Genomic DNA, 20,606 nt, shown 5'->3' on the forward strand with positions numbered 1-20,606 from the left:
TAGCGTGACAATTTACAATATCAATTTTGGCATTGGATGGGCAAGTAGCGGTGTGGAATACGCACAAAGTTATCGCGCAAAGCTATTAAGAGGGCTAGATGTGCCCCTCAAATTTGTGTTTCTTGATTTTATGAGTTCTGAAAATATCCAAACATTAACTGAAAATATAGGTTTCCAAGATGACGAGGTCCTTTGGCTCTATCAATATTTCACGGATATTCCAATAGCGCCGACAAGTTATACCCTCCAAAATATCAAAGATGAAGTCTATGAGCCTATCGTTCGCGAAGAAACGGACGGTAAAGTACATCGACTATTTTTAAATGAGGGCACAACGTTTATTACCTGTTACTTAAAAGAAGCGGGCGAACCCTTTGTGGATCGGGCAGAGTTTGTGATCGACGGTAAATTGGTGCGCAAAGATTATTACAGTTATGTGCGCATTTTCTCTGAATATTATGCCCCTAAAGACAATGTTGCTAAACTCTATATGCGACAGTTTTATAATGAAGATGGGTCCATTGTTTATAATGAATATATTGACGGCCAAACGCATGTGTATCGTTTTAAACATAAAATATTGTACAGTCGTCAAGCGTTTATTGCGTATTTTATGGAACAACTCCATTTAACTTCAAACGATATTGTCATTTTAGACCGTGCCAGTGAAATAGGCCAAGCACTCATTCAACATAAAGGTGACAGTAAAATGGGTGTCGTTGTGCATGCTGAACATTTTAGTGAACATGCGACAGATGACCAACACGTGTTGTGGAATAACTTTTATGAATATCAGTTTATGCAAGCAGATGAAATTGATTTTTATATTACAGCGACGCAGTTACAAAACGATATTTTGACGCAGCAATTTCATAAGTATTTTCAAAAAACACCGCGCATTTTTACCATTCCGGTAGGCAGTATTCATGCGTTGAAACAACCGAAAACAAGACGTCCGTATTCGATGATTAGTGCATCTCGTCTCGCAAATGAAAAACATATTGATTGGTTGGTACGCGCGGCCATTATTGCGAAAGAAGAAGTGCCCGAACTTCAGTTTGATATTTACGGAGAAGGCGGCGTTAAAGGACAACTTGAACAACTCATCAAAGAGCATCACGCCGAAAACTATATTCATCTTAAAGGGCACGTCCATTTAGAGGAAGTCTATCAAGACTATGAATTGTTCGTTTCGGCCTCAACAAGTGAAGGTTTCGGTTTGACGTTATTAGAAGCAGTCGGTTCAGGTCTAGGCATGATTGGGTTTGATGTGAATTATGGCAATCCGACATTTATCCGTGACGGTGAAAATGGTTATCTCATTCCGGTTAATGCGAAAGAAGAGGCCTCAGACGACATCGTAAAACGCTATGCGGCACATATTGTCCGTTATTTCAATGAAGGGCCGGATGACCCGCATACTAAGTCCTATCATATTGCGCGTCCATTTTTAACACCACGGATTCAAGAAAAATGGAAAGCATTTATAGAAGAGGTGTCCCATGATTAATTTATTTGAACGGTTTGATTTAAATGCACGTACACTTTACGATACGCTACGGCTTTCGAAACAAGCCACAACGACATTGGTTATTGAAGATGACGGATTTTTACCGGAAGATATCGTGACACCGTATCGCTTTTTTGCCGATATGGAGATTGCGCCTCATGCGAAACCTTTATATTTCAACGAAGTGCCTATCCCGCGTTTTTGGGAAATTGAAGGGAATAATGAGGTCGCTTGGGTGAAAGATATGGGCATGACCCGTGCCAAAATCAACTATCGACAAGATCAAAAACCTCGCGTCGTCAGTCATGTCGACTGGTATGATGCACACGGGCGTTTACAATTTGTCGACCATTATACAGAACAAGGTGTTCATTTTGCGCAATCCGTTTATGACTTAGAAGGCACATTGATTTTACGTAAATATTTGGATCAACAAGGCAAAGAAGTCATTTACGAAAATTTTGTCGTGCGTTCGATTATTTTAAATTGGAAAGGGAAAACATATCATTTTCAACATAAAGTGAGCTTTATTTTATTCTTTATTAAAGCACTCAACTTAACAGATCATCGCTTCATCATCAATTCACTCGGGCTTCCTTATGCGGTGTTATACAATCTAGAAACACCTGGCCATGATTTACTATTTTGGCAAGAACAAAGTGGAGGCAATGTCCCGGGAAATATGCAACTGATGCTTCAAGGCAAAAGTACGCGTCAATTTGATGTAGTTGTCCCTGATGCGAACGAATATCAAGCACTCACTGCCTCTATGACGGAGCCAGAGCGTCAACATGTACATCAAGCAGGCTACTTGTATGACTATCAAAAAAAGAATGGCTATACGATGAATATTTTGATCATGACCAACTCAGATCAAATCCATCATCTGCCCTCTATCATCGAGGCGTGCCCATTTGCGATGTTTCATATCGGCGCTGTTACAGAGATGTCGAGCAATTTAACGGTGTTAGATCAGTATTCGAACGTTAAGTTGTTTCCCGCGATTGAAATCGAAACCGTCAACAAGTTATATCAACTGTGCGATGTCTATTTAGATATTAACGAAGGCGGCGAAATTATTAATGCCATCCGTCGCGCATTTTATCATCAACTATTAATTTTGGCATATGAGGAAATTGCGCATAATCGTACGGTGACAGCCCCAGAAAATTGTTTTACCAAAGCAGATGGAGCTCAAGCGTTAAAAGAAGCACTCAAAGATATCCAACAGAAAAAACGATTCTTCAAAGTACGCGAAACGTATCAGCAACAACATGTGAATCAAACAGATATCAAATCTTTTAATGCATTGATGTCCCAATTAACAGTATAAGTAATGCGGGTGTTCCATGACTTTAGCGGTCTACTAAAGTAAGGGGCACTCTCTTTTTGTAAAACTGTATGCCGTCACCTCTGTGTCAGACTTCAGACTGAAATGTGCAATATATAGGCTTAACCGTCGAATGCCACAGGCAAACGTGTTAAATTATAAGGTATTACAACGAACGAAGAGGAATGTGTTATGAAAACAGTACAAGTGTATCAGTACGATGCGTTTACCCTTGAACCGAATAAAGGGAATCCGGCGGGGGTCGTTTTAAATGGGGATGCGTTGACTACTGATGAAATGCAAGCTATTGCTTATGAAGCGGGGTTCAATGAAACGGCTTTTCTTATCGCTTCATCTACCGCTGACTTTCAAATTCGCTACTTCACACCCCAAACCGAGGTAGATCTTTGTGGTCATGCCACGATTGCGACAGTCGTTGCCGCAAAGTCCAAACAACTGATTAAAGAGGATGTCAATCATATTCAAATTGAAACGAAAGCAGGCGTGCAAGACATCGCCCTCAAATTAAAGGCAGGGCACTGGGAAGTGACTATGGGTCAAAACCCAGCACAATTCAAATCCTTTCAAGGTGAGGTCTCTCAATTATTAACTGCGATTGGCATTGATTGTGAGGATCTTGATTCGAAACTTCCCATCGTTTACGGCAATACAGGGGTTTGGACGTTAATGGTCCCTGTGAAATCGCTCGCCGTATGTCAAAAAATGCAACCCCATAATCAAGCTTTTGCGGATATATTAACTGAAGAACCGAGTGCGTCCGTCCATCCGTTTTGTTTGGAAACCTCAAAAATCGGACGTGACATGCATGGACGTCATTTTTCATCGACTTTTGCGGGCACGGTTGAAGATACGGTCACTGGCACAGCAGCAGGGGTGATGGGTGCCTATTATGTGACGTATATTCATCCTGACCAAACGACGGTGTACTTAAATATTGAACAAGGGCAGGAAATGAATAAAGATGGCACCATTGGCGTTGCTGTGAAAAAAGTACAGGGCGCGTGTCACGTTGCCATTTCAGGACATGCCGTTGAAGCTCATCGTTACACAATCGTGTTATAAAAAGCAGAGCGCTCAAGTTAGAAAGCCACCAAAATTTACCCTCAGATAAATTTTGGTGGCTATTTTAATACGTAAATGAGTCTCAAAAGATAGAGTTATCAATGTCGTCTTGTGAACAAATGCAGGCTTGGTCTGCCCGGGCGTGTTGACCATGACGAGAGGGGCTTCAGTAAGACCGTAACCGTTAATGATATTGACTCCGTATTGTTTAAAAGCGGCTTGGATACTTGGAAGCGGTTGAGACCCTCCTTGAATGACGTATTTCATTTTTCTAAAATTTTCTGGACTGAAATTCGGTTGTTTAAGCGTTGAATAATACATCGTCGGAATCATAATGATAAAATCGGGTTCATATTGGGCGATTAAATCATTTAACGCTTCGCCATTGAAATAGCGTTGGAGCACCAGTGTCCCACCAGCCATCAAGGTCGGTAACACGGTATCGTTAAACCCCAATACGTGAAACATCGGTGTGGAAATAATCGTTGTATAGTCCGAATTGAATTTGTAAGTTAATTCGATGTTCGTACCGTTGTTGACGAAAGAATCATATGAAAACATGACACCTTTAGGTTCACCTGTTGTCCCGCTCGTGTAAATCAGTGCCGCTAAATCATTAGCGTTCACTTTCACAGCTTTAAAAGGGCGATGGGTCTCAGGATTCACGATAGCCTGATATTCTGGGCTATCAATATCCATATGCAGCAAAGTCTCATCGATTTCTGTGAGCGAACTTAAATGTTTTTCGGCGTAAAATAAAATTTTTAACCCGGAATCTTGCACAACAGCAGCAATCTCTGTAGGATTGAGACGCCAGTTTATCGGAAGAAAGACGGCACCCATTTTAAATGACGCAAACAGTAAATCAAGTAAGGCGACATCGTTTGGCGCAAAGACCCCGATGACGTCTCCTTGTCGAAGGCCTTGTTCTGTTAAATAATGGGCCATATGATCTGCGCGAATGTTCAATTGTTGATAGGACCATTGGGTGCCTTTCAACGGATCAATGACCGCTGGCTTTTCAATATCAAAATCAGAACGCGTTTTAATCCAATCAAAATTCATTGTGTATACCCCCTTGAGTCAGTGCGTTGTCAATCGGTCTTCCCCTTAAAAACCTTATTGACGCTACACTTTTTTAGACGTGTGTGGTAATCCACTTTCGTCTTGTTTACAGTTTTTCTTTATGCGTTGTGCGAGTGGTTCGAATACGTTTGAATCGATTGGGAAAGTTGTCCCCATGTTTCGTTGTAAATTGCTGAATCCATTGTTTGAAGTGGTGTTGCAATGCTAGGTTTAAAAGCGATATATTTGAGGACGTCTTTTTCTAAATCCAGACCGGGTGCAATTTCGGTTAAGGTGAGTCCTGTGTCTCTTAGCTCAAAAACCGCACGATCGGTAACGAAGGTGACGTCTTGGTGTTTGGCAATGGCTTCTGCAGCATTAAAATCAATATGGCTGACTTGTGTCACAAATTTTTGTTTGGGTGTCTCGTCATGTGCGTGCAGTTTCGCGTTTTCGATGGTCAATTTACCACCAGCGACGAGAGCTCCGCAAAAGACGAGCCGTTGCACAGATTGGCTAATATCAATAAAGCCACCACAACCATTCATACGGTCCCCGAAATACGACACATTGACGTTGCCTTTGGCATCAACTTCGGCAAAACTTAAATAGGCGACAGAGACCCCACCATTATAGATAAAGTCCCACGTTAACTCATGCCGCATACGTGCTTCTGTGTTGTAATTCATCCCAAAATGTTGACGACTGCCGATAAATCCTCCGAAAATGCCCGTATCCATCAAGGGCTGTACTGCTTCTTCTACCCCTTCCTCATGCAGGAGGTTTGTGAGCTCGTTGTTGATGCCGTACCCGATGCTAATCGTGTCGCCGGGTTGTAACAGTTGAGCGGCACGGCGTAAGATCAATTTTCGTGTAGTAAAAGACAATATCGGTTCTGGATAGTCTGTGATGCGCTGTTCACCTGAGAGTTCTGGTTGATAATAGGTTTGAATCAGTTGACGATGGTGTTTGGCTTCTTCTGCGACATAGACATAGTCGACAAGGCTACCTGGAATGTAGACGTCATTCGGATTTTGTTGACAAATATCAACGATTGCTTTCACTTGAACAATCACTTTGCCTCCGTGTGCTTTTGCATTGAGTGCGACGCTATAACTTTCACCGAGGTGGGCTTCATGTGTCATGTAAATGTTGCCTTTCGTATCTGCATATGTGCCTCGGAGGAGGGCCACGTCGACAGGAGGGAGTTGATAATGTAAATACGTTTCCCCATTCACCTCGATGCATGTCACGATATCTTCAGTCGTCGCTTCGTTCACTTTGCCTCCTTGATAGTGCGGGTCCGACCCCTGTGTTTAAGCCAATTTTTGTGATGATGCCAGGACTGAGTGCATTCGATTGACGATAGTGGGTAGCGACGACGCCTTGCGGAATGAAATACGCTTCAATTTCATTTGCCTTAATGGCTGCGACCGTTTTAGGCGATGCGGTCATAATGCTCATAATCAAGCGTCGAACCATCCCTCTTTCGACAAAGTCATCGAGTTCCACCGTCAGACCGCCACTACTAATATCTTTTGCGAGCATCATTGTTAATTGTTTTGGTGATTGGGTCTCATCGTATTGCGTTAAAAGATGTTGCAACACTTCGGCGGGGAGGTTTGACACAGTCAATGCAGCAAGTCCAATCACATCTCCATCTTGCACAATTGATTTTAATTCCGTCTGAGTCACTTGTTTCATGTCATTCACTCCTTTAATTTTTTTAAACTGCATCGCATCGTGTAAACCCTTACAAAAAATATAACATATGTCACAAAATTGTAAAAATGTAATGATTGAATTTTCAAACAATTCTTGATTTTATTGAGATAGCGAAATAATAAGTATAGCATTGGGTATAAGAAAAAGACGTTCAATGTTAAGATAAGATGAAGATGAAGTAGAAGAGGAGGTAAGTTATGTTTTTAGCGTGGAATGAAATTAAACGCAGCAAATTAAAGTTTGGTTTAGTCATTGGCGTGCTCGTCATGATCAGTTATTTACTATTTTTGTTATCTGGTTTGGCGAGTGGGTTGATGAACATGAACCGTGAAGGCATTGATCGTTGGCAAGCAGATGCCATTATCATGAATGACAATGCGAACCAAACGATTCAACAATCGAAGTTTAAAGTGTCAGAGGTGCCTGATGATTTTAAGGATAAAGCGACATTGAAACAAACGGCGCTTATCGTAGCCAATGGTCAGAAAGAAGAAAATGCCTTGTTATTTGGTGTGGAGGCGCAGTCATTTTTAGTGCCACATCTCATTGAGGGGCGCAATTTTACAAAAGAGAATGAAGTCGTGATTGATAAAACATTAAAACAAAAAGGCTTTCAGGTCGGGGATACGCTCACGCTTGCACAGTCAGACGAAAAATTAAAAGTGGTGGGTGTGAGTGAAAGTGCGAAATTCAACGCCTCCCCCGTCATTTTTAGCAACAATGCGACAATCGCAAAAGTGAACCCGATGCTCTCGGAAAAAGAAACGAATGCTGTCGTGGTAAAAGACCCGAATTGGAAAAAGGTAAAGTTAAATCAGGATTTAGAAGCGATTTCAATAGATTCATTTATTGAAAACTTACCAGGTTATCAAGCGCAAAATATGACGTTAAACTTTATGATTTTCTTCTTATTTGCAATTTCAGCGACTGTGGTCGGAATCTTTTTATATGTCATGACCTTACAAAAAACACATTTATTTGGCGTGTTAAAAGCACAAGGATTTACGAATGGTCATTTAGCGAACATGGTCGTTGCACAAACGTTAATCCTCGCTGTTATCGGCACGGTTCTCGGTTTAGCGTTGACTTTATTGACCGGCGCATTTTTACCAGAAGCTGTCCCTATAAAATTTAATCCAGTGACACTTGTGGTATTTGCGGTCGTACTCATTTTTGTCTCATTACTCGGAAGTCTATTCTCAGTATTGAGCATACGGAAAATCGATCCACTCAAAGCAATCGGATAAGGAGGTGGCAACATGCTTATATTTAAAGAGGTTAAGAAAACATTTAAAGATGGGAATCAAACGATTGACGCCGTTAAACCGACATCGTTACAGTTTAATAAAGGCGAATTGATTGCGATTGTCGGACCCTCAGGTTCAGGAAAAAGTACTTTTTTAACGATGGCCGGCGCGCTTCAAACGCCGACATCTGGAGAAATTCACATTAACGGTCAAAATATTACAGCGATGAAAGAAAAACAATTGGCCCGTATTCGCTTGAATGAAGTTGGTTTTGTATTACAATCGACAAATTTAGTGCCTTTTCTCACCGTCAAACAACAATTTCAACTGTTAAAGAAAAAGAAAAAAGACGTATTGCACGAAGAAGACTATCAACAATTGCTCGAGCAGTTAGGTCTTTCGACACTTGAAAATAAATTGCCAAGTGGCTTATCAGGAGGACAAAAACAACGTGTAGCTATCGCCAAAGCCTTGTACACCAATCCTGCGATTATTTTAGCCGATGAACCGACCGCCGCACTCGATACGGAAAACGCACTCGAAGTCATCAAAATTTTACAAGACCAAACGAAACAGCGCCAAAAAATTGGCATTATCGTGACACATGATGAACGTCTGACAGACTATTGTGACCGTGTGTTTCATATGGAAGATGGATGCCTAACAGAACAATAGAGGGGTGACAACATGATGAGCCTAAACCGCATCGTTATTATGGGCTCCCCTGGCACAGGGAAATCCACACTGGCTTACAAAATCGCACAACAGACGAAATTACCTTTATATCATATGGATGCGCTCTTTTGGGAGGGCACGCAAAACGTCTCTGATGACGTCCTTTTAGAACGGTTAGACACCCTATTACAAAAGGAAAAATGGATTATTGATGGCAATTATAAAGACACACTCGAAATGCGTGTCGCCAAAGCTGACCTCGTGATTTGGATGAAAGCCCCGCGATGGAAATGTGTACTTCTTGTGATTTATCGATATTTAAAAGGTAAACGGCAAAAAGGACCGGGGGCCAATCCTGATAGTCTAGAACCGAGCTTTATTCAATATATTTGGCGTTTCCCTGAAAAAAGTTTTCCTGAAATGAATCGAATCTATGAGACCTATAAAACTGAATGTCGTTGGATGATCATCGAATAAAGATCAAACGTTAGCATGTTGGTCAGATGCGCGAGCAAGATTTTTAAAAGGATTTTCGGCTTAGGCGTCCATCAACTTTACGATATGTCATCATAAGCAGACGCCTTTTTCAAATATAAATTGTTTTAAAATAGCTATCAAAATTGACCTGAGCGTCAATTTTGATGGCTTTTTTAAGTTAACTGAATCTCATATTCTAGCGCCGAATAAAGTCATTAATAGTGGAAGAAGGCATGGCGTTAAGTGACAAAGGAACAAAACTATGCTTAAATGTAACTATAAAAGTTACAATAAGAGGTGGCCACATGAATTTAGAATTTAACATTGCAGTTCATGTTATGTGTTTTTTAGTTAAACACTCAGAAGAAAGATGGAGTAGCCAAGCATTAGCCGATTCGGTGTGTATTCACCCCGTACAAATTCGTCGCGTCACGACGAAACTTATTGAAGCGGGCTGGGTAGAGGGGCATCGTGGAAAACAAGGGGGCTATCAAGCGAACGTCCGTACAGCTGAAGTTTCATTAACAACCTTGTACGATGTGTTTGTCCCCCAAGATATGACGAACCAACGTGTACTTACAGGGGCTACGGATAACATCTGCCAAATTTCCCGAGAAATCGGACACACCATGTCGACCTTCTATCGCAGCGAGCACGACTATGCGAAAAAAGTGTATGACGGACAAACGATTCAAACGATTTTAAACCAATTATTAAAGGAGTCTATACGATGAAAAACTACGATATTGTCATTATAGGATTTGGGAAGGCAGGGAAAACCCTTGCGAAAACCGCAGCAAGCCAAGGCAAAACAGTGGCGATGATTGAACAATCTCCTAAAATGTACGGCGGAACATGTATAAATATTGGATGTATTCCTTCAAAAACGTTAATTCATGCGAGTGAGACGCTAGATTTTAATGCGGCAATGGTACGTAAGACAGCGGTTGTCGAAGCGCTGAACAATAAAAATTATCATAACCTTGCTGATGAAAAAAACATTGATGTGTACGATGCGAAAGGTCAATTTCAAACCGAACATGAAATCGCGCTCATACATGAAAATGATGAAGTGACGACGATTCGTGGAGAAATTATTGTCATTAATACGGGTGCAACACCAGTCATCCCTTCGATTCAAGGTGTTGACACTTCTCACTTTATTTATGATTCTACAGGGATTATGGCACTTTCAACACAACCAAAACGTTTAGTGATTATTGGTGGGGGATACATTGCGCTAGAATTTGCCTCACTTTTCGCAAGCTTTGGTACAGAAGTGACGGTCCTAGAACGTCATGACAAAGTGCTCGCCAAAGAAGATGAAGTTATTGCTGAACAAGTGATTCATGATTTAGAAGAGAAAGGTGTACAAATCGTGACTAATGCTGACACGCAAAGCATCAAGGATCAAGACAATGAAGCCATTGTGGAAACTTCTGAAGGAACTTTCCATACTGATGCGATTTTACTTGCGGCAGGCAGAACACCGAATACAGATCTTGCTTTAGAAAACGTCGGCATTGCACTCGGAGACAAAGGTGAAATTCCAGTGAATGAACACCTACAAACAACAGTGCCCCACATTTATGCGGTGGGAGATGTTAAAGGAGGCGCTCAATTCACGTATGTCTCATTAGACGATTTCCGAATTGTGCGTGATCATCTGTTCGGTGACGGAAAACGGACAACCCACAATCGTGGTGAGATTCCTTATACGGTTTTTATTGATCCACCGCTCTCACGTATCGGCTTAACAGCCATAGAAGCAAAAGAACAAGGCTATGAGATTAAAGAAGGCGTTCTTCCAGTCAATCAAATTCCACGTCACAAAATTAACGCCGATGCCCGTGGCCTCTTCAAAGTGGTGGTCGATGCCAAATCACACCTTATTTTAGGGGCATCCCTTTACGGCGCACATTCTGAAGAAATGATTAACTTCATTCACCTTGCCATGAAGCAACAAACAACGTATGATGTTGTGCGGGATATGATTTATACGCATCCAACGATGATGGAATCGTTTAACGATTTGTTTAATATATAATTAAAGCACCGTCACTCTCCAGTGGCGGTGCTTTAATGTTTAAAAAATCAGTTGAATAATAGCGATAATAATCAAGAAACTAATAATCCCTTTTTGAATAGAACTTGAGATTCGGCGACCGATTCTAAGGCCTATCGGTGCAAAAATAATACTTCCTAGAATAATAGCTATAGCTAAATCTAGAGGGATGTGGCCTTGGAAAGCTTTCATCGCAAAAGCCCCAATTGATGAAATAAAGGCGATAACAATACTATTAGCAACCACTGTATTCATTGGTAATTTAAATACGGCTAGAAGTATGGGGGTAATAATGAATGCTCCTCCAGCACCTACAATACCAGATAATGTACCTATCACTAAGCCAATCCCTATGAGTAAAATAGGGTTAAAATTAGATTTTTGTGGCTTTGGAGTGACTTTAAAAAATAGTAAGAGTAAAGCCAGTATAGCGATGATAATATAAACAGTATTCACAAAAGTGGCGTTTAAAGCGTTGGCCATCGAAGCGCCTATTATACTTCCTAAAAACATTCCTGAACCCATATTTAAAACGAGATGAGATGAAAATTCAGGTTTCTTTTTTGCAGAATAAGCGCCACTTAATGTGCTGAAAAATACTTGAGCTGAAGTCAATCCTGAGGCAAGGTAAGGACTCATACTCGAAAACCCAAATAGTGGAGGAATAAGAAGTATAGCCGGATAAATAATGATGGCCCCACCTATTCCAACTAGGCCTGAAATAAAACCACCTACAGCGCCAATAGCAAAGAGTAAAATGATTTCGTAAGTCATTGTTATTTAGCTTTCACGAGTAACTCAACAGCTTCATTTATAAGTTGTTGAGCGTCTGCATCATTTTCCTCAGCTTGTTTCACACATTCTATTAAGTTTTCACTAATAATAATACTAATTAATCTTTGAATAGAACCTTTCGATGCACTCAATTGTGTGACAATATCTTTGCAGTCCTTATCCTCTTCCATCATTTTAATGACTCCGTTTAATTGCCCTTGTACACGTTTAATTCGATTGACTAATTTTTTATCATATTCCATAACTTTGTCCTCCATAAAATTTTAAGTAATCCTAGCATAAGTGGAAAAAATTATTTTGTCAAATACCCCATACCGTATTTGACAAATCGAAATCGCCTTGTTAATATACCCCTATAGGTATTAAAAGGAGGTCAAAAATGACAAGTTTTAAAACGAAACTCATTACGGAATTTTATCAAAGTGAATTAGAAAAGTTAGGGGAACAACAACAATTAATAGATGTAAGAACAAAAGAAGAATATGAAATTGGACATATTAACGGAGCGCTTTTATATCCTGTACAACAAATAGAAACGTTTGATTTACCTAAAGACCGTACGTACTATATTCATTGTAAAAGCGGGGGGAGAAGTCGAAAAGCAGCAGAGGTATTATCGGCAAAGGGTTACAACGTTGTAAATTTAGATGGGGGATTTGATGCGATAAAAGGGCAACTTTCAAATGTTGAGACACCTATGATACGTAAAAATATTTCTCATAGTGATGAATTGAAAGAAAATCGTATTAAACGTGATTATAGTGGTTTACAATGTCCGGGGCCTATTGTCGAAATCAATAAAGAAATGAATCAAATGGGCGAAGGAGAACAACTTGAAGTTTCGGTCACTGATTTTGGATTTAAACAAGACGTGCAAAGTTGGGTGAAACAAAGAGGCTATCATCTTGTCATGTTAGAAGAAAATGTGGATCACATTCATGCGGTTATTGAAAAAACAAAAGAAGAAGACATGAGTGTCACACATAGAGACAATGGAACAACAATTGTTTTATTCAGTGGTGAGTTGGATAAGGCTATTGCTGCACTCATTATTGCGAATGGCGCAAAGGCTGCAGGACGGGACGTTAGCATTTTCTTTACGTTTTGGGGACTTAATGCGCTCAAAAAAATCAATCAAGTTCCAGTAAAGAAAAAAGGTATCGCAAAAATGTTCGACATGATGTTGCCAAGTAAACCTGAATACATGCCAATTTCAAAAATGAATATGTTGGGTTTAGGTAACTTAATGATGCGCTACGTCATGAAAAAGAAAAATGTCGAAACATTACCTACATTACTCGAAAAAGCGGTCGAACAAGATGTAAAGCTTATTGCTTGTACAATGAGTATGGATGTGATGGGCATTTCAACAGAAGAACTTAGAGAAGATGTAACTTATGGTGGTGTCGGTGCCTATATTGGAGACACTGAAAACGCACGACATAATCTATTTATTTAGGAGGAGAATTCAATGTATTTTAAACAATTTTACAATGACCATTTATCACAAGCATCTTATTTAATCGGGTGTCAACGCACGGGTGAAGCAATGATTATTGATCCGATTCGTGATTTAACGCAGTATGTTGAAGTTGCTGAAAAAGAAGGGTTTACCATTACACAGGCTGCAGAGACACATATTCATGCGGATTATGCCTCTGGTATTCGTGAGGTTGCTCAACGCTTAGGGGCAACGATTTATGTTTCAAAAGAAGGAGAGGAAAGTTTAGGATATCGAAACATGCCTAAACAAACACAATTTGTAGGGCATAAAGATAAGATAAAGGTTGGAAATATTGAGTTAGAAGTTTTACACACACCTGGTCATACCCCAGAGAGCATCAGTCTATTGTTAACTGATATTGGAGGAGGAGCCTCTATACCAATGGGACTTTTCAGTGGAGATTTTCTTTTTGTGGGTGATATAGGTCGTCCGGATTTACTTGAAAAAGCCGTACAAGTGGCAGGATCTACAGAAAAAGGCGCTAAACAAATGTATGAGTCGGTTCAAATGATAAAAAATTATCCTGACTATATTCAAATTTGGCCAGGTCATGGCGCTGGAAGTCCATGTGGAAAAGCGCTAGGCGCGATTCCTATGTCAACATTAGGCTATGAAAAAATAAATAATTGGGCTTTTCAAATAGAAGATGAAGCCGCATTCATCGAATCATTAACGACAGACCAACCTGCACCTCCAAAACATTTTGCCAAAATGAAGCAAATTAATCAATTTGGAATGGAGGATTACCAACCTTATCAAGTTTATATGAGTCAAGATGATGAAACATTGGCTTTTGATTTACGTTCAAAAGAAGCTTACCATGGTGGCCATCAATTTGGAACGATGAATATTCCATATGATAAAAATTTCATTAACCAAATCGGATGGTATTTAAATTACAATGAAGACATTCAACTTATTGGAGATAAACCAACAGTTGATGCAGCAGTACACACGCTTCAACTAATTGGATATGATCGTGTTAAAAGTTATAAAAAACCTTCATTTGAAGTCAAGACAAAATCGATACACAGTTATGAAGTAACTGGGGAAGAAGAGCATGTCTTAGATGTTCGTAACGATAAAGAGTGGGCAGCGGGTCATTTAAGTCAAGCGCAACATTTAGCACATGGTCAACTTTTAGAAACGACAGTTCCGTTTGCGAAAGATGCCCCTTTATATGTCCATTGTCAATCAGGCGTAAGAAGCTCAATAGCAGTTGGAATACTAGAAAAGCAAGGATTTAAAAACATTATTAATGTGCGTGAAGGTTACCAAGCTATTCCAGATAAAGCGAAACGCGTATAAAGTTCAATTAAAACACACTTTAATCTAGGTTAAGGTGTGTTTTTTATTTGAAAATTCAATTTGCCAAATTGTAAAAAGCGTGATAGTTTATATGTAAACGTTTACACATTTAGAAGAGGTGAACGCTGTGGCAACGATTAAAGAAGTGGCGCATTACGCCAAAGTGTCTGTAGCGACGGTCTCACGGGCAATTAATGGAAATGGTTATGTGAAACAAGAGACACGTGACAAAATTGAGGCTGCGATTCAAGCTTTAAACTATCAACCGAATGAAGTGGCACGTTCACTGAATATGAAAAAATCAAAACTTATTGGCTTATTGTTGCCAGATATGAGCAATCCTTTTTTTACACTTGTCGCGCGTGGGGTGGAAGATATGGCGATGGCACGAGGATATCATATTATGATTGGCAACGGTGCGATGGATGAAACGAAAGAATTAAATTATTTGTCTATGTTCAAAGTCAATCAATGTAGTGGAGTCATCGCTTCACAACTGTCGACGCCGCACGCTTTTGAACAATTACATGCGCTCCAATCTCCATGTGTTCTTATTGACCGAGCGGCCGAAGGAGATACATGTGTTGAAGCGGACCATGTGCAAGGGGGCACACTTCAAGCTGAAACAATCCTACAGGGCAACGCGACTTCTGTATTACTGCTCTATCAAAACTTAGATTATACGTCCTTTCGTGCACGGTTCGATGCAGCAAAAAAAGTGCTAGAAGAAGCAAATGTGTCGGTGGTAACCCAATTAGAAGGCGCCTTGACAGAAAAATTACTGGAACGCTACATCGACACCTATACTATCGATAGTATTATTTGTAGTAATGACGTGATGGCGTTTAAAGTCATGCAGTGGTTGTACACCCTCAATATCAAGGTGCCAGAAGAGGTGCAAGTGGTGGGCTATGATGACATTCCATTTGCAACAATGTTTATTCCGACATTAACGACAGTTCGCCAACCGGCTTATGAACTGGGCCAACAAGCGACACAACAATTAATCGATGAACTTGAAGGACGTGTAGCGCCAACGTCTACTATTTTAGAAGTCGACATGGTGCATCGTGCATCAACAAGGAGGTCATAAAAATGAAAAAAATATATGTCATCGGTAGTGTTTCTATGGATTTAGTGGTTGAAACAAACGTCGTGCCTCAAAAGGGCGAGACAGTCTTAGGGGAATCCTTTTTTACCGCGCCTGGGGGTAAAGGGGCGAACCAAGCGGTGGCTGCTGCCCGTTTAGGAGAAAATGTTCATATGATTGGACGCATCGGCGATGATGATTTTGGCCAAGAGATTGTTCAAAATTTCCAACGTAACGGTGTGGACGTTACCCATTTGAAAGTCGTGCCAAATATGCCATCCGGGACAGCGCATATTACGTTAGCAGACCACGACAACAGCATTATTGTCGTCCCTTCAGCGAATCATGAAGTGACCTATGCGAACATAAAAGCGCAACTTGCAGAACTGCAGTCTGGCGATATTGTGTTAATTCAGCAAGAAATTCCAGCAGAAACAGTCGAGCAAGTGTTGGCGTATTGTCACCAACACCACATCACGTCTATTTTAAACCCAGCACCGTATCGGGAAGTCAGTGACGCGGTGATTGCGCATGCGGATTATATTACGCCGAATGAAACAGAAAGTGAGGCCCTTTTTAAAGGAGATCTCGAAAAAGCTTTAGAACGTTACCCTAATAAATTGATTGTCACGATTGGCGACAAAGGGGCGCGTTACTTTAACGGAGAAGACCATATTACAGTAAAAGGCTATACACGCGAAGTCAAAGATACTACTGGGGCAGGGGATACGTTTAACGGTGCACTTGCTGTCGGCTTACAAAAAGAGTGGCCGCTAGAAAAAGCCATCGCGCTAGCAAACCTTGCTGCAAGTGTTTCAGTGACGGGCATGGGTGCACAAGGCGGCATGCCAACGTGGGACGAGATTAGAGGTGAACTCGATGTATAAAACAGGCATTTTAAACAGTGACATTTCCACGGTGCTCAGCCAACTGGGTCATACGGATTGTATTATGATTGCGGATTGTGGGTTACCTATTCCAGAAGGGGTCAAGCGCATTGACCTTGCGTTAAAGTTTGGCGAACCGTCATTTATGGACGTTTACACCGAAATTTCAAAACATATGGCCATCGCCTCAGCAACGATGGCTAAAGAGATGCAATACCATAATAATTTGTTATTTGAAAATCTTAAAGAGGACTTTTCAGATTTCAAGACCGTCTCCCATAATGAATTGAAACGCCAATCTCACAATGTCAAAGCGATTATTCGGACTGGAGAAGCGACCCCATACGCTAACATCATTTTACAGAGCGATGTCTTATTTTAGGAGGAATGCGACATGATTACGATGCGTCAAATTCATAAAGCCTTTGGCGAAAACAAAGTGTTACAAGGCGTCGATTTTACTCTCCGACGAGGTACTGTCCACGCCTTAATGGGCGAAAACGGTGCAGGTAAATCGACACTGATGAAAATTTTAGTAGGGATTCATCAAAAAGATCGAGGGGACATTCTCATCTCAGAGGAATCCAAAGTATTCAATAATCCGAAAGAAGCCGAACGCGCTGGATTTGTTTTTATCCATCAAGAATTAAACATTTGGCCTGAATTAACTGTTTTAGAAAATATGTTCATCGGTAAAGAAATTAAAAACAAATGGGGCCTCTTGAAAACAGCAGAAATGGAAAAACAAGCGAAGGCTATTTTTGAAAAATTAAATTTCCATATTCCGCTTCATAAAACAGCCAAACATTGTTCTATCGGGGAACAACAAATGATTGAAATCGCCAAAGCCCTCATGACTGAGGCGAAAGTCATTATTATGGATGAGCCCACTGCAACTTTAACAGAAACAGAAATTACAGAATTGTTCAAAATGATACGCCATTTGAAAAAACAAGGTGTAGCGTTCGTCTACATTTCACATCGGATGGCGGAAATTTTTGAAATATCGGATGAAATTACGGTGATGCGTGATGGGCAAACCGTTTTTTATAAACCAACACAAGAAACCGCTTACAATGACATCGTGCGCGCCATGGTCGGCAGAGATTTAGAAGATCAATACCCGGACCGCCATTATGAACCGCAAGATATCATTTTAAACGTGTCACACCTCACCAATCCTCAACATCAGATTAAGGATGTCGCATTTGATTTAAGACGCGGAGAAATTTTAGGTGTCAGTGGTCTGATGGGCGCTGGGCGTACTGAAATGATGCGCAGTCTGTTTGGCTTAGATAAGGGAACGCATCATATTGAAATCAATGGAGAAAAAGTGTCTATTAAAACAGCCGAAGATGCCATGAAACATGGGCTCGCACTGATTACAGAAAATCGAAAAGATGAAGGGCTCATTTTAGATTTTTCAATTCGTGACAATATGGTGTTGCCCTCCTTAAAAAGCTTTTCAAAATACGGCTTTGTGAAAGAAAAAGAGTCCAATCAATTTGTCGATCGCATGCGAGACCGCCTAAATATAAAAACACCGCATCAGCAACCTGCGGGCACTTTATCAGGAGGCAACCAACAAAAAGTCGTGCTCGCGAAATGGATAGGTACCGCCCCGCGTATCATTATTTTTGATGAACCGACGCGCGGCATTGATGTAGGGGCGAAACGTGAAATTTATCAGCTGATGAATGAATTGACCGAACGTGGTGTCTCTATCATTATGATTTCCTCAGAACTGCCAGAAGTGATTGGGATGAGTGACCGTGTCATGGTTGTTCATGAAGGGCGCATTGCCGGTCATTTGACGGGAGAGGATATGACAGAAGAAAAAATTATGACACTGGCGACAGGAGGAACATTACATGAAAACATTAACCGCTAAAACATCTTTATTTGAAAAGCTGATTCCATTCGTAGGACTCATCTTATTGATTGTGATGATTAGTGTGCTGAATCCAGCATTTTTAGATTTATCGAATTTACTCAATTTATTAAGACAAGTGTCAATTAATGGGCTGATTGCGTTTGGGATGACGTTTGTCATTTTAACCGGTGGCATTGATTTATCCGTGGGGTCTATTTTAGCGCTTTCGTCGGCATTTATCGCATTAATGATTACGAGTGGGGTTGACCCAATCATTGCCATTATCATCGGCGTACTGATTGGCTTTGTTCTAGGTGTAGTCAACGGAATTTTTGTCACAAAAGGCAACATGGCACCATTTATCGCAACACTAGCGACGATGACCATCTTCCGTGGACTGACACTTGTCGTGACGGATGGGAACCCGATTACGAATTTAGGGGACAATTACTTATTCCAACTCTTTGGTAAAGGTTATTTCTTTGGTATTCCAGTGCCAGCCGTTACGATGACCCTTGTTTTTATCGCTTTGTTTATCATTTTACATAAAACAACTTTTGGACGCCATACGTATGCGATTGGTGGCAACGAAATCGCAGCTAAAATTTCAGGTATTAAAGTGAATCGCGTCAAAATTTTGATTTATGGGATTTCAGGATTTATGGCTGCATTAGCCGGCGCCATTTTAACTTCACGACTGAACTCTGCACAACCGACAGCAGGAACGGCCTATGAACTCGATGCCATTGCGGCCGTGGTATTAGGTGGAACGTCACTTACAGGCGGTAAAGGGCGCATTGTGGGTACATTGATAGGGGTGCTTATCATTGGTGTGTTAAACAATGGGTTGAATTTACTCGGTGTGTCTTCGTTTTATCAACAAGTCGTTAAAGGGGTCGTTATTTTAATAGCGGTGCTCATCGATCGAAAAAAATAAGGAAAGTAGGAGACGTTCATGAAAAAAACTATCGTCATCTTTTTGGCATGTCTTTTGCTATTAGCGGGATGTTCCTTAGAATCACCCGTCAAAAAAGACAAAAGTGGCAAAACGAATAAAAACAAATCTGACATCACAATAGGTGTAAGTATTTCCACATTAAATAACCCATTTTTTGTGACAATCAAAGATAATATTGAAAAAGAAGCCAAAAAGCAAGGCATGCAAGTAAAAGTCGTTGATGCACGGGATGATTCCGCAAAACAAACGAATGACATCGAAGATCTTGTGCAACAACAGGTCGATTATTTAATTGTCAATCCGACTGATTCAAGTGCGATTTCCAGTGCCGTCCAATCTGCGAATAACGAGGGCATTCCTGTCATTACGTTAGACCGTTCGGTAGATAAAGGCGAAGTAGCTTCATTTATTGCCTCAGATAATGTTGAAGGCGGTAAAATGGGCGGTAAGTTTATAGTTGATAAAGTTGGGGAACAAGCGAAAGTCGCCGAGCTTGAAGGGGTGCCAGGAGCGAGTGCGACACGCGAACGAGGCAAAGGCTTCCATGAGATTGCCGATAAAGATTTAAATATTGTCTCTAAACAAAGTGCCAAATTTGATCGTGCAGAAGGGTTAAATGTGACACAAAATATGATTCAAGCGCATCCGGATATTAAAGCGATTTTTGCGCATAACGATGAAATGGCATTAGGCGCAATTGAAGCGATTGGAGATAAAGACATTGTCGTAGTGGGCTTTGATGGTAATGAAGATGCGATGAAAGCCATTAAAAATCATCAACTCGATGCGACCGTGGCCCAACAACCGCAATTGATGGGGAAAGAAGCGGTGCAGACCGTATTGAAATTAATGGACGGGAAAAAAGTAGAAAAAGCCATTAAAATCCCATTGAAACTTGAAACAGCGAAATAAGAAGAGATGTGAAAAAAAGCGCTCTGTCAAATCAGACGGGTCACATCAAATTAAGGAGTTAGGCAATCATGAATTGCTTAACTCTTTTTGTTTAGGAGCAAA

General features: G+C 40.7%; 18 protein-coding genes and 2 pseudogenes. 16 read left to right on the plus strand and 4 right to left on the minus strand.

Annotation, left to right across the window (positions count from 1 at the left end; all coding sequences use genetic code 11):
* Nucleotides 1–4: 4 nt before the first annotated feature.
* From gtfA to PYW36_RS00770, 3 genes are all read left to right on the plus strand, one after another.
* A complete protein-coding gene (gene gtfA / locus PYW36_RS00760; protein WP_103159220.1) occupies nucleotides 5–1,510 on the plus strand; it encodes an accessory Sec system glycosyltransferase GtfA in 1,506 nt (501 codons plus the stop codon).
* Nucleotides 1,503–2,843, plus strand: coding sequence for an accessory Sec system glycosylation chaperone GtfB (gene gtfB, locus PYW36_RS00765; RefSeq protein WP_103159219.1), 1,341 nt, complete (start codon nucleotides 1,503–1,505; stop codon nucleotides 2,841–2,843). Before gtfA ends, gtfB begins: the two co-directional genes overlap by 8 nt.
* A gap of 189 nt (nucleotides 2,844–3,032) precedes the next feature.
* The gene (locus PYW36_RS00770; protein ID WP_103159218.1) at nucleotides 3,033–3,923 is read left to right on the plus strand and encodes a PhzF family phenazine biosynthesis protein; all 891 of its coding nucleotides are present in this window, start codon (nucleotides 3,033–3,035) and stop codon (nucleotides 3,921–3,923) included.
* A gap of 126 nt (nucleotides 3,924–4,049) precedes the next feature.
* Here PYW36_RS00770 and PYW36_RS00775 read toward each other — a convergent pair.
* Both PYW36_RS00775 and fadX read right to left on the minus strand, forming a co-directional pair.
* Nucleotides 4,050–4,988: pseudogene (locus tag PYW36_RS00775) on the minus strand (class I adenylate-forming enzyme family protein); the annotation flags it as partial.
* 119 nt (nucleotides 4,989–5,107) lie between these two features.
* Nucleotides 5,108–6,692, minus strand: a pseudogene (gene fadX, locus PYW36_RS00780) (fatty acid degradation protein FadX).
* Nucleotides 6,693–6,910: 218 nt separating this feature from the next.
* Here fadX and PYW36_RS00785 point away from each other — a divergent pair.
* The 5 genes from PYW36_RS00785 to merA all read left to right on the plus strand — a co-directional run bounded on the left by PYW36_RS00785 (nucleotide 6,911) and on the right by merA (nucleotide 11,159).
* Nucleotides 6,911–7,960 carry an ABC transporter permease gene (locus PYW36_RS00785; protein WP_103159217.1) on the plus strand — a complete coding sequence of 350 codons (1,050 nt, stop codon included), beginning with the start codon at nucleotides 6,911–6,913 and terminating at the stop codon, nucleotides 7,958–7,960.
* Nucleotides 7,961–7,972: 12 nt separating this feature from the next.
* Nucleotides 7,973–8,635, plus strand: coding sequence for an ABC transporter ATP-binding protein (locus PYW36_RS00790; protein ID WP_103159216.1), 663 nt, complete (start codon nucleotides 7,973–7,975; stop codon nucleotides 8,633–8,635).
* 12 nt (nucleotides 8,636–8,647) lie between these two features.
* Nucleotides 8,648–9,112: an AAA family ATPase gene (locus PYW36_RS00795; RefSeq protein WP_103159215.1), complete on the plus strand. Its 465-nt coding sequence runs from the start codon at nucleotides 8,648–8,650 to the stop codon at nucleotides 9,110–9,112.
* Nucleotides 9,113–9,417: 305 nt separating this feature from the next.
* Complete coding sequence (gene hypR / locus PYW36_RS00800; protein WP_103159214.1) at nucleotides 9,418–9,846, plus strand: redox-sensitive transcriptional regulator HypR; 429 nt, start codon at nucleotides 9,418–9,420, stop codon at nucleotides 9,844–9,846.
* A complete protein-coding gene (gene merA / locus PYW36_RS00805; RefSeq protein WP_103159213.1) occupies nucleotides 9,843–11,159 on the plus strand; it encodes a hypothiocyanous acid reductase MerA in 1,317 nt (438 codons plus the stop codon). Before hypR ends, merA begins: the two co-directional genes overlap by 4 nt.
* A gap of 39 nt (nucleotides 11,160–11,198) precedes the next feature.
* Here the strand turns inward: merA and PYW36_RS00810 are convergent, their stop codons facing one another.
* Together PYW36_RS00810 and cstR are read right to left on the minus strand one after the other, a co-directional pair.
* Nucleotides 11,199–11,951 carry a sulfite exporter TauE/SafE family protein gene (locus PYW36_RS00810; protein WP_103159212.1) on the minus strand — a complete coding sequence of 251 codons (753 nt, stop codon included), beginning with the start codon at nucleotides 11,949–11,951 and terminating at the stop codon, nucleotides 11,199–11,201.
* A gap of 2 nt (nucleotides 11,952–11,953) precedes the next feature.
* A complete protein-coding gene (cstR, locus tag PYW36_RS00815) occupies nucleotides 11,954–12,214 on the minus strand; it encodes a persulfide-sensing transcriptional repressor CstR (RefSeq protein ID WP_037576274.1) in 261 nt (86 codons plus the stop codon).
* A gap of 137 nt (nucleotides 12,215–12,351) precedes the next feature.
* On the opposite strand from cstR, the gene PYW36_RS00820 reads away from it, so the two are divergent.
* The 8 genes from PYW36_RS00820 (at nucleotide 12,352) to PYW36_RS00855 (ending at nucleotide 20,504) form a co-directional block, all read left to right on the plus strand.
* Nucleotides 12,352–13,431 (plus strand): DsrE/DsrF/DrsH-like family protein, encoded by a 1,080-nt coding sequence (locus PYW36_RS00820; protein ID WP_037576272.1) that lies wholly within the window; start codon nucleotides 12,352–12,354, stop codon nucleotides 13,429–13,431.
* 12 nt (nucleotides 13,432–13,443) lie between these two features.
* The gene (gene cstB, locus PYW36_RS00825) at nucleotides 13,444–14,784 is read left to right on the plus strand and encodes a persulfide dioxygenase-sulfurtransferase CstB (RefSeq protein ID WP_103159211.1); all 1,341 of its coding nucleotides are present in this window, start codon (nucleotides 13,444–13,446) and stop codon (nucleotides 14,782–14,784) included.
* A gap of 127 nt (nucleotides 14,785–14,911) precedes the next feature.
* A complete protein-coding gene (locus PYW36_RS00830; protein WP_037576262.1) occupies nucleotides 14,912–15,877 on the plus strand; it encodes a LacI family DNA-binding transcriptional regulator in 966 nt (321 codons plus the stop codon).
* A 2-nt stretch (nucleotides 15,878–15,879) separates the two neighbouring features.
* Entirely contained in the window at nucleotides 15,880–16,761 is an 882-nt protein-coding gene (gene rbsK / locus PYW36_RS00835; protein WP_037576259.1) for a ribokinase, read from the plus strand.
* Complete coding sequence (gene rbsD, locus PYW36_RS00840) at nucleotides 16,754–17,143, plus strand: D-ribose pyranase (protein ID WP_103159210.1); 390 nt, start codon at nucleotides 16,754–16,756, stop codon at nucleotides 17,141–17,143. The genes rbsK and rbsD overlap by 8 nt, the downstream gene beginning before the upstream one ends.
* A gap of 12 nt (nucleotides 17,144–17,155) precedes the next feature.
* A complete protein-coding gene (locus PYW36_RS00845) occupies nucleotides 17,156–18,652 on the plus strand; it encodes a sugar ABC transporter ATP-binding protein (protein WP_037576254.1) in 1,497 nt (498 codons plus the stop codon).
* On the plus strand, nucleotides 18,633–19,571 hold the full coding sequence (locus PYW36_RS00850) for an ABC transporter permease subunit (protein WP_103159209.1): 939 nt from the start codon (nucleotides 18,633–18,635) through the stop codon (nucleotides 19,569–19,571). The genes PYW36_RS00845 and PYW36_RS00850 overlap by 20 nt, the downstream gene beginning before the upstream one ends.
* A gap of 18 nt (nucleotides 19,572–19,589) precedes the next feature.
* The gene (locus tag PYW36_RS00855) at nucleotides 19,590–20,504 is read left to right on the plus strand and encodes a D-ribose ABC transporter substrate-binding protein (protein WP_103159208.1); all 915 of its coding nucleotides are present in this window, start codon (nucleotides 19,590–19,592) and stop codon (nucleotides 20,502–20,504) included.
* Nucleotides 20,505–20,606: the final 102 nt, after the last annotated feature.

Origin of the sequence: Staphylococcus chromogenes (assembly GCF_029024625.1) — a bacterium.
Classification (GTDB): Bacteria; Bacillota; Bacilli; order Staphylococcales; family Staphylococcaceae; genus Staphylococcus; species Staphylococcus chromogenes.